Source organism: Bacillus stercoris, assembly GCF_029772985.1.
Taxonomy (GTDB): domain Bacteria; phylum Bacillota; class Bacilli; order Bacillales; family Bacillaceae; genus Bacillus; species Bacillus stercoris.
In genome coordinates, this window is the sequence record NZ_CP121861.1 from 2,247,128 (window position 1) to 2,259,852 (window position 12,725).

The 12,725-nt window shown below is 40.6% G+C and carries 14 protein-coding genes, 1 other RNA gene and 1 pseudogene; 9 read left to right on the top strand and 7 right to left on the bottom strand.

What is annotated here, in order from left to right; all coding sequences use genetic code 11:
• Positions 1–19: 19 nt before the first annotated feature.
• The gene (gene dhaS, locus QA442_RS12130; protein WP_095431582.1) at positions 20–1,507 is read right to left on the bottom strand and encodes an aldehyde dehydrogenase DhaS; all 1,488 of its coding nucleotides are present in this window, start codon (positions 1,505–1,507) and stop codon (positions 20–22) included.
• Positions 1,508–1,736: 229 nt separating this feature from the next.
• Here dhaS and QA442_RS12135 point away from each other — a divergent pair, with 229 nt between their 5' ends.
• Positions 1,737–1,940: a DUF6501 family protein gene (locus QA442_RS12135; RefSeq protein ID WP_003231245.1), complete on the top strand. Its 204-nt coding sequence runs from the start codon at positions 1,737–1,739 to the stop codon at positions 1,938–1,940.
• A 352-nt stretch (positions 1,941–2,292) separates the two neighbouring features.
• Positions 2,293–2,637: a PH domain-containing protein gene (locus QA442_RS12140; protein ID WP_003220141.1), complete on the top strand. Its 345-nt coding sequence runs from the start codon at positions 2,293–2,295 to the stop codon at positions 2,635–2,637.
• 79 nt (positions 2,638–2,716) lie between these two features.
• Here QA442_RS12140 and QA442_RS12145 read toward each other — a convergent pair whose 3' ends face one another.
• On the bottom strand, positions 2,717–2,950 hold the full coding sequence (locus tag QA442_RS12145; RefSeq protein WP_014664266.1) for a hypothetical protein: 234 nt from the start codon (positions 2,948–2,950) through the stop codon (positions 2,717–2,719).
• 4 nt (positions 2,951–2,954) lie between these two features.
• Positions 2,955–3,218, bottom strand: coding sequence for a hypothetical protein (locus QA442_RS12150; protein ID WP_004399338.1), 264 nt, complete (start codon positions 3,216–3,218; stop codon positions 2,955–2,957).
• Between the two features lie 66 nt (positions 3,219–3,284).
• Here QA442_RS12150 and yocM point away from each other — a divergent pair, with 66 nt between their 5' ends.
• A complete protein-coding gene (yocM, locus tag QA442_RS12155) occupies positions 3,285–3,761 on the top strand; it encodes a salt stress-responsive protein YocM (protein ID WP_014664265.1) in 477 nt (158 codons plus the stop codon).
• Here the strand turns inward: yocM and QA442_RS12160 are convergent.
• Positions 3,748–3,975: a hypothetical protein gene (locus QA442_RS12160; protein ID WP_014664264.1), complete on the bottom strand. Its 228-nt coding sequence runs from the start codon at positions 3,973–3,975 to the stop codon at positions 3,748–3,750. The genes yocM and QA442_RS12160 overlap by 14 nt on opposite strands.
• 76 nt (positions 3,976–4,051) lie before the next feature.
• Here QA442_RS12160 and QA442_RS12165 point away from each other — a divergent pair, with 76 nt between their 5' ends.
• The 6 genes from QA442_RS12165 (at position 4,052) to QA442_RS12190 (ending at position 9,175) form a co-directional block, all read left to right on the top strand.
• Positions 4,052–4,384 carry a hypothetical protein gene (locus QA442_RS12165; protein ID WP_095431583.1) on the top strand — a complete coding sequence of 111 codons (333 nt, stop codon included), beginning with the start codon at positions 4,052–4,054 and terminating at the stop codon, positions 4,382–4,384.
• 74 nt (positions 4,385–4,458) lie between these two features.
• Positions 4,459–4,950: a TraR/DksA family transcriptional regulator gene (locus QA442_RS12170; protein ID WP_014664262.1), complete on the top strand. Its 492-nt coding sequence runs from the start codon at positions 4,459–4,461 to the stop codon at positions 4,948–4,950.
• A 152-nt stretch (positions 4,951–5,102) separates the two neighbouring features.
• Complete coding sequence (gene azoJ, locus QA442_RS12175) at positions 5,103–5,729, top strand: FMN-dependent NADH-azoreductase AzoJ (protein ID WP_014664261.1); 627 nt, start codon at positions 5,103–5,105, stop codon at positions 5,727–5,729.
• 232 nt (positions 5,730–5,961) lie between these two features.
• Positions 5,962–6,148, top strand: a non-coding RNA gene (gene ssrS / locus QA442_RS12180) — 6S RNA.
• A gap of 141 nt (positions 6,149–6,289) precedes the next feature.
• On the top strand, positions 6,290–8,065 hold the full coding sequence (recQ, locus tag QA442_RS12185) for a DNA helicase RecQ (protein WP_095431584.1): 1,776 nt from the start codon (positions 6,290–6,292) through the stop codon (positions 8,063–8,065).
• 246 nt (positions 8,066–8,311) lie between these two features.
• Complete coding sequence (locus QA442_RS12190) at positions 8,312–9,175, top strand: LysM peptidoglycan-binding and 3D domain-containing protein (protein ID WP_095431585.1); 864 nt, start codon at positions 8,312–8,314, stop codon at positions 9,173–9,175.
• A gap of 569 nt (positions 9,176–9,744) precedes the next feature.
• Here the strand turns inward: QA442_RS12190 and desR are convergent.
• The 3 genes and pseudogenes from desR to desA all read right to left on the bottom strand — a co-directional run bounded on the left by desR (position 9,745) and on the right by desA (position 12,652).
• A complete protein-coding gene (gene desR / locus QA442_RS12195) occupies positions 9,745–10,344 on the bottom strand; it encodes a two-component system response regulator DesR (RefSeq protein ID WP_014664257.1) in 600 nt (199 codons plus the stop codon).
• 18 nt (positions 10,345–10,362) lie between these two features.
• Positions 10,363–11,474 (bottom strand): annotated as a pseudogene (gene desK, locus QA442_RS12200) (two-component sensor histidine kinase DesK).
• A gap of 119 nt (positions 11,475–11,593) precedes the next feature.
• A complete protein-coding gene (gene desA, locus QA442_RS12205; RefSeq protein ID WP_095431587.1) occupies positions 11,594–12,652 on the bottom strand; it encodes a Delta(5) desaturase DesA in 1,059 nt (352 codons plus the stop codon).
• Positions 12,653–12,725 lie beyond the last annotated feature (73 nt).

Genomic DNA, 12,725 nt, shown 5'->3' on the forward strand with positions numbered 1-12,725 from the left:
AGTTTTTTAAACATACATGTTAGTCTTCAAGATTTATCCAAACACTTTTAACTTCTGTGTAATTATTCAAGGCATATGATCCCATTTCTCGTCCGAGTCCTGACTGTTTATAACCGCCAAATGGAGATGCCGCGTCGAACACATTATAGCAGTTCACCCAAATGGTTCCGGCTTGAAGGCGGTCCGCGATATAGTGCGCCTGCTTGACGTTCTCTGTCCACAGTCCGGCCGCAAGCCCATATTCTGAATGGTTTGCCCGTTCAATAACTTCATCGACTGTTTCGTACGGAATGGCAGTCAGCACGGGTCCGAAAATTTCTTCTTTTGCGATGGTCATTTCATCTTCAACATTCGCAAACACAGTCGGTGCGACAAAATATCCTTCTTCAAAAGGACAGCTTCCGCCAGTCACTGCTTTTGCTCCTTCATCTTTTCCTTTTTGAATATAGGAAAGAACGCGTTCATGCTGTTCCTTACTTACGAGAGGCCCGATTTGCGTATCTTTATGAAGACCCGCTCCTTGGCGGAGTGACTCAGCATAGGACACCATTTCATCAACAACTTCATCATATTGGTCTTTATGAATGAAGACACGGGAGCCCGCACAGCAGACTTGGCCCTGGTTAAACATCACACCGTTTAAAGCGCCCGGGATTGCTTTTTTCAAATTCGCATCCGGCAGAAGAATATTAGGCGATTTTCCGCCCAGCTCCAATGTAACGCGCTTAATGCTTTTCGCTGCGGTGGACATGATTTTCTTTCCAATTTCAGTCGAACCGGTAAAGGCAATTTTATCAACCGCTTCGTGGTTCGTCAGCGCTTCTCCCGCATCTTCACCGAATCCTGGGATGATGTTGATTACACCGGCAGGGAAACCGGCTTGGTCAATTAATTCTGCCAAATAAAGGGCTGAAAGCGGTGTTTGTTCAGCCGGTTTGAGGACGATTGTACAGCCTGTTGCAAGTGCCGCGCCCATTTTCCACATCGCCATCAGGAGCGGGAAATTCCATGGAATGATCTGGCCGACGACACCGACAGGCTCATGACACGTATAATTAAAATAAGCGCGGGAAACCGGAATCGTCTGTCCTGTTATTTTTGTACACCAGCCGGCGTAATAACGCATATGCTCGATAGCCAGTGGAATATCTCCATTAGTCGTTTCATTAATTGGTTTCCCATTATCAAGTGTTTCAAGCTGAGCAAGCTCAGTTTTATGCTCTTCCATTAAGTCTGCCAGCTTATACATCAGCCTGCTTCTCGAAGCTGGAGACATTGTTCTCCATTCGCCTTGATCAAAGGCTTTCCGGGCAGCTTTCACCGCTTTGTCCACATCCGCAGCCTGGGCTTCATACAGCGTCATCAAGGTTTCGCCGGTCGCCGGGTTGGGAGTGTCAAAGGTTGCCCCTGAGGCACTCGGAACAAATTTACCGTCAATATAAAGCTTCTTTGTTCCCTGTAAAAATGTCTCCAGCCTTTTCGTCACTTGCATCGTTAAAGAACTCATTCGTAACAAACCTCCAGTCATTTTTTATGGTCTGTTCTGAGATTCTTGGTGATAGCACATTGATTTCTTGATTGCATAGCAGAAATAAGCTGTGATATTTGCTGCAAACGTAAGCGTATACAAACATTCTATAATAGAAAACAAGGCAAAATCAATGAATAACCGATATTGCAATTTACAAAAGAAAAAAGCTACAATAAGCTTATAGATAAGTAAAGGAGATTTCATCATGATTCATAAAAATTGGCTTGAAAAAGAAACAATTAAAAAAGTAAAGTGTGTGCAGACAAACGCAAAAAAATATATCGTAAACCGGGTCTTAACTCCGGGAAAAGAATATGAAGTGAAAAATGAAACAGAGGAGTTTCTCTTTGTGGTCGACAATACGAATAAAGTGGGCGGCTACTATAAAGAATACTTCGAAGAGATGTAATGTTTCCTTAAAGCATCAGACAAACTAGTTAAAAGCAGTCGATACATAAAACCGCAGCTCAGCTGCGGTTTTTTTGTGATTAAACAGGAAATATAAAACAAAAAAAGAAACATTAAAAACAACTTTTTTTGTAAAAACATTGCTGAATATTGAAACTTTTTTCTCTATATGTGCGTATTACTTGATGACAACAGCTTAAAAGCCAAAAAACAAATCAAAAATTTGAAAAATGTAATCTGTTCGTAATGGTTTAAATGTCTTCTATGTCGTATTCTTATATAGGGATAAAGGACTTATTTTTATGTAGTGAATGATAAAACAAATAGATAAATGCAGAAAGAGGGGTTCTTCATTGGGTATTTTTTCTGTTAGCAGATCAACGGACGCAAAGAAGCTTGAGGCTTTGCTCGTTGAAGGGGAAAGAATAGAATCGATTTATAAGCTCCGAGTGGACCAAATTTGCTTTACAAATAAGCGGATCATTTTCTTTGACAATAAAATGTTTTCCAAAAAGAAGGTTCGTGTATTTCTTCCATATAAAACAATTGAAAGCTTTGCCATCCAAGAAGCGGGAATGTTTGATCCGGACACTGGGCTTTTATTGATGACAAGAAGCAAAACGTTCGAATTAGAATTTGCGAAAGACACTGATTTAAGCGAAGTTCAGGCGGTGCTGACTAAGCATTTGTGCAGCTGAATATTTGATGAGCCAGCCGTTCAAAAAATGGTTAGGCTTTTTTTTTATAAAAAAACAGGGCATATGCGCCCTGTTCTGGTTATACCACACTGTTTTTCGCTGAGTTCGAATCAATAAGATCTGCATCTAATACATTTGAAATCGGTACGACAAGAGGAGTAAAGTCGCCATTTTCTTCTCCAAAGCCTTGATTTATTTTGGCTGATAAAAAGTAATCGACCTGCTGATACGGACCGAGTGTTAAAGAGGAACCACGGTCCATCGTATTGATTTTAAATCCGCCGACATTCACGACGGAGGGTGAAAAGAACATCTCATCACTTCCTTTTGATCGAAGAGTTAACCGCTTCACTTTCAAAAGAGGCTGGAGAATCAATTTGGTCTCTGTCATCCACATGGCTTCTCGTGCCCATAAATCCGCTCGCATCTCCAAAATTCTGTCCGTAGCCTTGATTTTTTTTATCTGAATTTTGCCATTCTGCCAATAAATTTTGTCCTACGTTAACCGCTGAAGCATTTTCAAAGGAATTAATTTTCAGCATGAAAATATTAATATTGATATACGGAGTTGGTTGAACCACAGGCAAACCTCCTTTCTATAGTTGTATGCTGGCGGTTATAAAGTATGTTAAGACAGGGGGCTTCAAATGGATTTCGAAAAGATGAAGCAGTGGATGGAATTCGCACAGCAGATGTACGGCGGTGACTTTTGGAAACAAGTATTTGATGAAGACCAAAAAACCCCTTTTATGACAAATGGCCAATCTCCGTTTCCGTTTTCGCAGCAAGATCAGCGAGGGAAAGGAGATGCTTCATTTCCAAGCATGGATATAGTAGATACCGTTACGGAAGTCCAGTTTTTAATTTATCTTCCAGGCTACCGTAAACAGGACGTTCACATATTATCGTACGGAGATTATTTAGTGGTGAAGGGGCAGCGCTTTTCCTATTTTAATGAACAGGACTTTCGCCAAAAAGAAGGGAAATACGGAAGTTTTGAAAAGAAAATTCCGCTTTCCGACCATCTTCATGGAAAGATGAGTGCCATTTTTAAAGACGGAATCCTATACATCACCATTCAAAAAGACGAAGGTCAAGCGAAAACCATTGTTATTGATGATTGATTTTCATACTGAGTGCATCTGCCCCGTCACGGTCATCAATTGATTCAATCGGAATGACCATGACCACAAAATCTGCATTTTGTTCCCCGAAACCGTTATTTCTTTTGATAGCAGAGCACTTGTTCCTTAATTCCGCAGAACCAAAGGTAAGGGATGAGCCGCTGCCTATCGTGTTAGTTTTGAGATGAGCAATATTGATGTTAGTCGGAAGCATGAAAACCTCTCCTTTCTTTGGGATATACACATTATATATGTAGACGAAAGAGGAGTATGCAAAGGGTCGTGATGTCATGAAAAAAATGCTTAGGTCCCTGATCAGGCATTGTTTGAAATCAGAATTTGACAAACTGCGTGAATGTGAAGAAAGGCTTTCACGGCTTGAGGAACAGAACAACAGCAGCAAACAGCAGGCTGAAGAAACCTATATACATATTGAAACGCTGAATGTTGAAAAAATTGATTATCATCTCGAATTCGGCGAGCTGACCATTGATGAACTGAGCGGCAGATTAAATATAGGCGCAACCTATTATATGCCGCCAGAAGAGAAAGACAAAAAGTGCCGGCGAAAATCCGAAGCGCCACCAACACCAGCGGTCATGATCCGTTCAAAAAGGCAGTAGCTCATCCTTCCATCCATGTTCCCATGTTTGACAGGAAGCAAAACGGGAAACAGAATAGAAAGGAGAGGATATACATGGCACTGACAAATGAACAAACACAGCATCTCTATCATAAATTGCTCGATATGCAAAAAGAATTGTCTGGAGAGAAAAAGGAAACAGAATCAATGACAGAAGAAGTGGGGGAGCTTTCCAATGGGGTTGACAACCATATGGCAGATCACGGTACGCTCGTCACAGACCGGATGACAGACCAAACGGTGAGAGAGATTGACCGGGAGCTGTTAGAGGAGGTTAACCATGCATTACAAAAGATGAAAGAAGGAACTTACGGCGTGTGTGAAAAAACGGGCCAAGACATTCCTTACGAAAGACTTGAAGCTGTTCCCTATGCGAGAATGACAGTTGAGGCGCAAGCTGATATGGAGGATGACCTTGAGGCAGATGCTCCTTCATATGAACGAGCGTTTCACGAACAGGTAAAAGATCTATCCAACAAAGAAACAATTGATCAAAAAAGCTCCCAGACGTATGAAATCTTGGATCGTGAACAAGATTCGAAGTAAAAATGCCAGGCAAGTACACCGATATTAGATGTACTTGCTTTTTTTTTTTGAAAAAAATCTCATATTCAAAATAAAGTGATTGACTTTGAGTAAAAAAGAAAGTAACATACTATTTGTAAGTAAATATAAAAAGTTTACCGGGAGGAATACAAATGTCTACAGTTTTATTTGTAAAATCAAGCGACCGTACAGCTGAAGAAGGCGTTTCAACTAAACTTTACGAAGCTTTCTTAGCTGCTTATAAAGAAAATAACCCTAATGATGAAGTGGTTGAATTAGACCTTCATAAAGAAAACCTTCCTTACCTCGGAAGAGATATGATTAACGGAACATTTAAAGCAGGTCAAGGAATGGAAATGACAGAAGAAGAGAAAAAACAAGCAGCAATTGCCGACAAATATCTGAATCAGTTTGTAAAAGCTGACAAAGTTGTTTTCGCATTCCCGCTTTGGAACTTCACAGTGCCAGCAGTGCTTCATACTTATGTTGATTACCTGTCTCGTGCAGGCGTTACATTCAAATACACACAAGAAGGACCAGTTGGTTTAATGGGCGACAAAAAAGTTGCACTCCTTAACGCGCGTGGCGGCATTTATTCAGAAGGACCAATGGCTTCTTTAGAAATGTCATTAAACTTCATGAAAACAGTTCTTGGTTTCTGGGGTGTTCAAGACTTACACACAGTTGTCATCGAAGGACATAACGCAGCGCCTGATCAAGCGCAAGAAATCGTTGAAAAAGGTTTACAAGAAGCAAAAGATCTTGCTGCAAAATTCTAATGAACAAAAACTCCTATCATTGCGATAGGAGTTTTTTTGTATACATATTTATATAGAAGAAAGTGATGAATCCTCTTAGCGAAAAAAGGCTGTTTTTTTATTGTAATATATTTTTTGATTTGTCGAATCTTTGGATATAATAGCGAAAAAACATTTTTATTGGCTGGAAAAAGTTTTTCTAAACAATTGTTCTGGCCTCTTGATTAAAACCGCCCGATGGTGTACTATATAAAAGAAGCTACTTTGTGCGTATTGTTAATTAAGTTTTAACCTTTAAGCTGTAATAGGGAGTTTTATATCGAAGCCGGAATGTCATGCCTCCATTGCTGAGGACGACAGGAACGTTTCTGCAAACACCCACTTTGAGGAGTGGTGGTTTAAAACTTTCTTACTTGCATACGGCAAGATGTAGCGAAAGCCATTTCCTTTTCGGAAATGGCTTTTTATTTTATCTGAAAAGGTTGGTATAGTGAAAAATTCAATTTTTGTGTGAGAGAAATGAAGGCCTCTTTTTTATGATATGATGGGAGAAATTCAAGGAAAAGCGAGGTTTACACATTATGTTACATAGAGCCCAATCCCTTCTGGCTCATTATTTTGGTTATGAAAAGCTTCGCAGCGGCCAGGATGAAGCGATCCGCTTGGTAACGGAAGCGAGGCAAAATACGGCCTGTATTATGCCAACGGGAGGCGGCAAATCGATTTGCTATCAAATTCCAGCATTAATGTTTGAAGGGACGACGATCGTCATTTCACCGTTGATTTCCTTGATGAAGGATCAAGTTGATGCATTAGAAGAAGCGGGGATTAACGCCGCCTACATTAATAGCACACAATCCAATCAGGAAATATACGAGAGGCTGAACGGACTCAAAGAAGGGGCTTATAAGCTTTTTTACATTACACCAGAGCGACTAACGTCCACGGAGTTTATCCGGATTTTGGAGGGCATAGATGTTCCTTTGGTCGCAATAGACGAGGCGCACTGTATTTCTCAATGGGGGCACGATTTCAGGCCAAGCTACAGAAATATTGAAATTTTGTTCCGTGAATTACACGACAAGCCTGTCATCATGGCGTTAACAGCAACAGCCACACCCGAGGTTCATGATGATATTTGCAAACAGCTGCACATTCAAAAAGAAAACACGGTATATACCGGATTTTCACGAGAAAATTTAACCTTTAAAGTAGTAAAAGGAGAAAATAAAGATCGTTTTATAGATGAATATGTGCAAAACAACAGACATGAAGCAGGAATTGTCTATACCGCGACCAGAAAAGAAGCTGATCGGATATATGAGAGATTGAAACGAAATCAGATCAGGGCAGGGCGGTATCACGGAGGTTTGGCTGATGATGTGAGAAAAGAGCAGCAGGAAAGGTTTCTTAATGATGAGCTTCAAGTGATGGTGGCAACCTCTGCTTTTGGAATGGGGATTGATAAATCAAATATCAGATTTGTTCTGCATGCACAAATTCCAAAAGATATGGAAAGCTATTATCAAGAGGCTGGACGAGCTGGGCGGGACGGCCTTGCCAGTGAATGTGTTCTCCTGTTTTCACCGCAGGATATTATGGTGCAGCGCTTCTTAATTGAGCAATCAGAACATGAAGAGAAACAAAAGCAGGATTTAAAAAAGCTGAGACAAATGGTCGACTATTGTCATACGGAAGATTGTCTGCAGCGTTTTATCCTTATGTATTTCGGAGAAAAGGAGCCTGATGCGTGCGGACAATGCGGAAACTGCACTGATACAAGGGCGGCCCATGACGTGACGCGGGAGGCGCAAATGGTCTTATCTTGTATCATTCGCATGAAAGAACGATTTGGCAAGACGATAGTTGCCCAGGTGCTTGCCGGCTCCAAAAATAAAAAAGTTCTTGAAAACGGTTTTTCGGACCTTTCAACATACGGAATATTAAAACACCAATCAGTTGGCGAAATCAGTGATTTTATTGAGTTTCTTATTTCTGACGACTTTATCAGGATGTCAGACGGAACATTTCCGACTCTTTTTGTCAGCAGTAAAGGTAGGAATGTGCTGAGAGGAGAATTATCAGTAACGAGAAAAGAAGCGTTAAAAGCGGCAGCGATAACTGAAAATGACGAGCTGTTTGAACGATTGCGCATGGTTCGGAAAGAAATCGCGGCTGAGCAGGGTGTTCCGCCATTTGTTGTCTTCTCTGACCAAACGTTAAAAGAAATGTCAGGAAAACAGCCCGTAAATGATGAGGAACTTTTGTCTATAAAAGGAGTCGGAGAACAAAAAAGAGCAAAATACGGCCGGCTTTTTTTACAAGAAATACAAGCTTATGCAAGGATGACAGACTAAAAAACAGAAAATCAATCTTTTTTTCTATAAAAAACACATTTTATTTTCTCTGTTTTGCCTTAAAATAAAAAGACTTGCGAAGCCTATTATATCAAGGGTTCAGCAAGTCTTTCCATCAGAGAGAAATCCTTCATGTAAAGGAACTGTAATCTAAATCATATCTTTTTGTTATTGATTTGACATTTACGTGTGTTACGATATCACCTGTTAGCCGCCAATAAAAAGCTAACAAGGGAGGATTTACTTATGAAGAAGACGATTATGTCCTTTGTGGCAGTTGCTGCACTTTCAACAACTGCATTCGGAGCTCACGCTTCTGCAAAAGAAATTACGGTGCAAAAGGGTGATACGCTCTGGGGAATCTCTCAGAAAAACGGAGTGAACCTAAAGGACTTAAAAGAATGGAACAAGTTAACTTCTGATAAAATCATTGCAGGAGAAAAACTGACCATTTCTTCAGAAGAAACAACCACTAATGGGCAATATACAATTAAAGCGGGAGATACGCTTTCTAAGATTGCTCAAAAATTCGGCACGACAGTCAACAACCTGAAAGCTTGGAATAACTTAAGCTCTGACATGATCTATGCTGGATCAACTCTTTCAGTAAAAGGTCAGGCAACAGCAGCAAACACAGTTGTTGAGAATGCGCAAACAAGCGCACCTCAAGCTGCACCAAAACAAGAGGCTGTGCAAAAAGAGCAACCTAAACAAGAAGCTGTTCAACAGCAACCTAAACAAGAAACAAAAGCTGAGGCAGAAACTTCTGTTAATACAGAAGAGAAGGCTGTTCAATCAAATACAAATAATCAAGAAGCTTCAAAAGAACTAACAGTTACTGCTACTGCTTACACTGCTAACGACGGCGGCATCTCCGGCGTTACGGCAACAGGCATTGACTTAAATAAGAACCCGAACGCGAAAGTTATCGCGGTTGATCCTAATGTGATTCCGCTAGGTTCTAAAGTCTATGTTGAAGGCTACGGGGAAGCAACAGCAGCAGACACTGGCGGCGCTATTAAAGGAAATAAAATTGACGTATTTGTACCAAATAAAAGCGATGCATCAAATTGGGGCGTCAAAACTGTAAGTGTGAAAGTCTTAAACTAATGATATAGATTGTGATAAAAGACATGAGCTTTTGGCTTGTGTCTTTTTTTCTTTATCATATGCTGATAAAGAAAAGTGGTCCCGTTTTTCTTTTTATGTGCGATTCAGGGGCTCTCGGGTTCAATGAATGATTTCACATTACAGAGACATTTTGCACCATGGCATTTATAGCTGGTTGTTAATATCCTTGATCGGCGAAATGAGCTGCTGTGTATCTTTTTTTGCGGATAAAAGGCAGTTGGATGTAGCAGTTGCCCTATACGGAATCGGATTCATTTTAGGCGGTTTTTTATTGTCATATTAGGCACTCTTGCAGTTGGGCAATGCAGCTTGTGAGCGGAGTTGGACAGCAGATGACTTTCCATTAAATACGCAATTCAATCGATATCAGCAATTCAGCAGATGTGCAGTGGCGGCGATTTTAATAGGACAACTAGTCAATCTGAGGCTGTTAAGCATATCATCGTTCAGCTGGCTTTAAGAGTGAAGGATATCGATCCGTCTTATTCCGGTTCCGGCGATGTATTCAGGTTAACAAAAAAGATCTTGGCAGATGCCAAGATCTTTTTTTATTTAAACCAGCCTTTTTCTTTTGAACGGGTAATGGCTTCAATTCGATTTTTCACTTCAAGTTTTTCTAGAATCATTGAGATATAATTTCGCACCGTTCCGCTTTTGATGCTGAGTTCCTGAGCGATTTCTTTGGTATTTTTACCGTTAGCCACAAGTTCAAGCACTTCTTTTTCTCTATCTGTAAGAGGGTTAGCCTCGCTGTATAAGTCCTCCATCAGCTCAGGTGCATAGATGCGCTTTCCGTTCATAACGCTACGGATGGCGCAGGCGAGCTCTTCGCTCGGACTGTCTTTTAATAAATAGCCTTTTACGCCTGCTTTAATAGCCCTCTGAAAGTAGCCGGGTCTGGCAAAGGTGGTTAGGATTATAATTTTGCAGCCTGTATTCTTTAGCTCCTCGGCAGCTTCAAGGCCTGTTTTTCCAGGCATTTCAATGTCCATAATACATACATCAGGCTGGCGTTTTTTGACAAAATCAACAGCATCTTGGCCGGTTGTCCCTTTTCCTACGACTTCCATATCGTCTTCTAGGTTTAGAAGTGATCCTAAAGCGCCCAGCAGCATTTGCTGATCTTCTGCAATAAATATACTAATCATGTAAGCCATCCTTTATGTTTATTTTGAATTATTAGGAATTGCCATGGTAAGCTTGGTGCCGTTTTCGGTATCGATGTGAAGGCTTCCGTTTGCAAACTCAAGCCGTTCTCTCATCCCGAGTAAGCCATGTCCTTTAGAAAAGGAATTTTCTTCTCCTTTAAATGTTCCATCGTCAGACACTGTAATGACAACTTCCTTCCAGAGCTGCTGAATGTCTACTCGGCAAGTTTTAGCCTGACTGTGTTTGACGACATTTGTGACAGCTTCTTTTAAGCACATGCTCAAAATGTTTTCATTTAGCAATGAGATATTTTCGGGCCACTTCTCTTCTTCATAGATAAACGTAATGTCTGCGGCTTCGAGAATCTGTTTGATGTTGATCAGTTCATCCTTGAGCCGGATGCCTTTCATGGAGGATACGATTTTTCTTACTTCATTTAAAGAAGTTCTCGCTGTTTGCTGAACACTTTTCAGTTCACGAGCTGCTAGTTCGGGATCTTTGTATATCAATTTTCTCGCTAAGTCGCTTTTTAATCCGATAAGAGAAAGCTTTTGTCCAAGCGTATCATGGAGATCGCGGGCAATTCGCTGCCGTTCTTCTAATTTCACCAGTTCTGCAATCCGTTCATTTGCATCCTCAAGCTTTTCTTCCAGCCGTTCGCGTTCCTTGCGGCTTCTTATACTGAAGGGCAATAAAATCGCGCTGATGAGGGTAATGACGACAAAAGGAATTTGAGTCAAAAAGAATTCCTTTTTTAATACGAGACTGAAATTAGCTGGACAGCCGCGCTTATTAAATGGACATAATATAAAATGTGAAAAGGGACGCGTTCCTTAATGTTTCCAATAAAATACGCGATAAAAAAAGCAAAATAAATATAACTGAACAGAGTAATGGAGGACGTCGAAATGCCGATTAATAAAAATCCCCACAAATAAATGGTCCAGCCTTTTGAGACGAAAGCAAATCTATATACGGAAAAAAATAAAAGCGTCAAAATGATGCCGACGATAATAACAAATGTAGATGATGATTTCCATATAAAGTAGAAGGGGAGAATGAAAAATATTGTCCATATATAGGGAGTAATTCCGCTTAGTTTTTGAAATGTAAAATGCTTTTTAATCATGATCTTACCTCATTTTCAGCTTTTCATCTTACTTGTAACTTTATCATTGTGAAAGCCGGAATGCACCCTCCAATAATAAAAAGGAAGTCCTCTAGTATATTAGAAGACCTCCTTCATCATCAGGCGTTCTTTTGCAACTGCTCTTTATCTGGTGAACCAGGCGAAGAGCTTGAAGGTTTATGTTTGATGTCCCGAAAGGACACAAATTGTTTTTTATCTTCATCCCAAAGGCGGAATGCAAGTGATTGCAGACTTGTTTTTAAGGTAATTGTCGGTACGTTTTTTAATGGTTCGTGATGTTCATGAGCCACTTCAAGCTTATAGTTAGGCACCTTTGGACTCAAATGATGCACGTGGTGGTAACCGATATTGCCTGTCAGCCATTGAAGCAGCTTCGGAAGCTTATAAAATGAACTGCCTTCAACAGCGGCCTGAACGTAGCTCCAGTTTTCATCCGCTTCAAAATAAGAATCTTCAAAGGTATGCTGCACGTAAAACAGCCAAACACCGATTGAACCTGAAATCAGAAATATCGGGCCTTGCACGAGCAAAAACGATTGCCAGCCAAAGATCAGACAGCAAGCGGCAGCCAACGCGGCAATTGCCAGATTCGTAAGGTATGTGTTTACACGCTCCTTGCGTCTTGCGCCTTTTTTGTTAAAACGGTTCGTGATCAGAAAAACATAAATCGGTCCGAGAATAAACATGATAAACGGGTTTCTATAAAGTCTGTAGGCAAGCTTTGTTCGTCTGGATGCAGCCTTATATTCGTTCACTGTTAACATCCAGATATCACCTGTTCCGCGTTTATCCAGATTGCTGCTTGTCGCATGGTGAATCGAATGGCTGTGCTGCCATTGAAGATACGGGAATAAAGTCAGGACACCTGTCAGAAAACCAAGAATATGGTTATAGCGTTTTTGTTTGAAAAAAGATTGATGGCAGCAGTCATGGAAGATGATAAAAATTCTTGTCAGAAAACCCGCGGCAATCACTGTTAATGCTAACGTAAGAAGATAGGAGACATTGAGGCTGAGATAAGCAAGAAACCACAGGCCGAAGAATGGAATAAACGTGTTCAAAAGCTGAATCAGGCTGTTTTTCGTTTCAGGCTGAGCAAATGCAGCGACTTGCTTTGTCAGCTGTTTTTGTTTATGTGCAACGGTTTGTTCAGTCATAGTAAGTATCCTCTCATTGTGTGTCTCGGTTCAGTATACGCTAATGAGAGAAGTATTTTGTAGTAGCACACAT

Coding starts and splice junctions, on each gene's coding strand:
- desR (WP_014664257.1), bottom strand. CDS start 10,344: ATGATTAGTATATTTATTGCAGAAGATCAGCAAATGCTGCTGGGCGCT.
- QA442_RS12190 (WP_095431585.1), top strand. CDS start 8,312: ATGAAGAAGACGATTATGTCCTTTGTGGCAGTTGCTGCACTTTCAACA.
- QA442_RS12160 (WP_014664264.1), bottom strand. CDS start 3,975: ATGCTTCCGACTAACATCAATATTGCTCATCTCAAAACTAACACGATA.
- dhaS (WP_095431582.1), bottom strand. CDS start 1,507: ATGAGTTCTTTAACGATGCAAGTGACGAAAAGGCTGGAGACATTTTTA.
- yocM (WP_014664265.1), top strand. CDS start 3,285: ATGGATTTCGAAAAGATGAAGCAGTGGATGGAATTCGCACAGCAGATG.
- QA442_RS12170 (WP_014664262.1), top strand. CDS start 4,459: ATGGCACTGACAAATGAACAAACACAGCATCTCTATCATAAATTGCTC.
- desA (WP_095431587.1), bottom strand. CDS start 12,652: ATGACTGAACAAACCGTTGCACATAAACAAAAACAGCTGACAAAGCAA.
- azoJ (WP_014664261.1), top strand. CDS start 5,103: ATGTCTACAGTTTTATTTGTAAAATCAAGCGACCGTACAGCTGAAGAA.
- QA442_RS12135 (WP_003231245.1), top strand. CDS start 1,737: ATGATTCATAAAAATTGGCTTGAAAAAGAAACAATTAAAAAAGTAAAG.
- QA442_RS12145 (WP_014664266.1), bottom strand. CDS start 2,950: ATGTTCTTTTCACCCTCCGTCGTGAATGTCGGCGGATTTAAAATCAAT.
- QA442_RS12165 (WP_095431583.1), top strand. CDS start 4,052: ATGAAAAAAATGCTTAGGTCCCTGATCAGGCATTGTTTGAAATCAGAA.
- recQ (WP_095431584.1), top strand. CDS start 6,290: ATGTTACATAGAGCCCAATCCCTTCTGGCTCATTATTTTGGTTATGAA.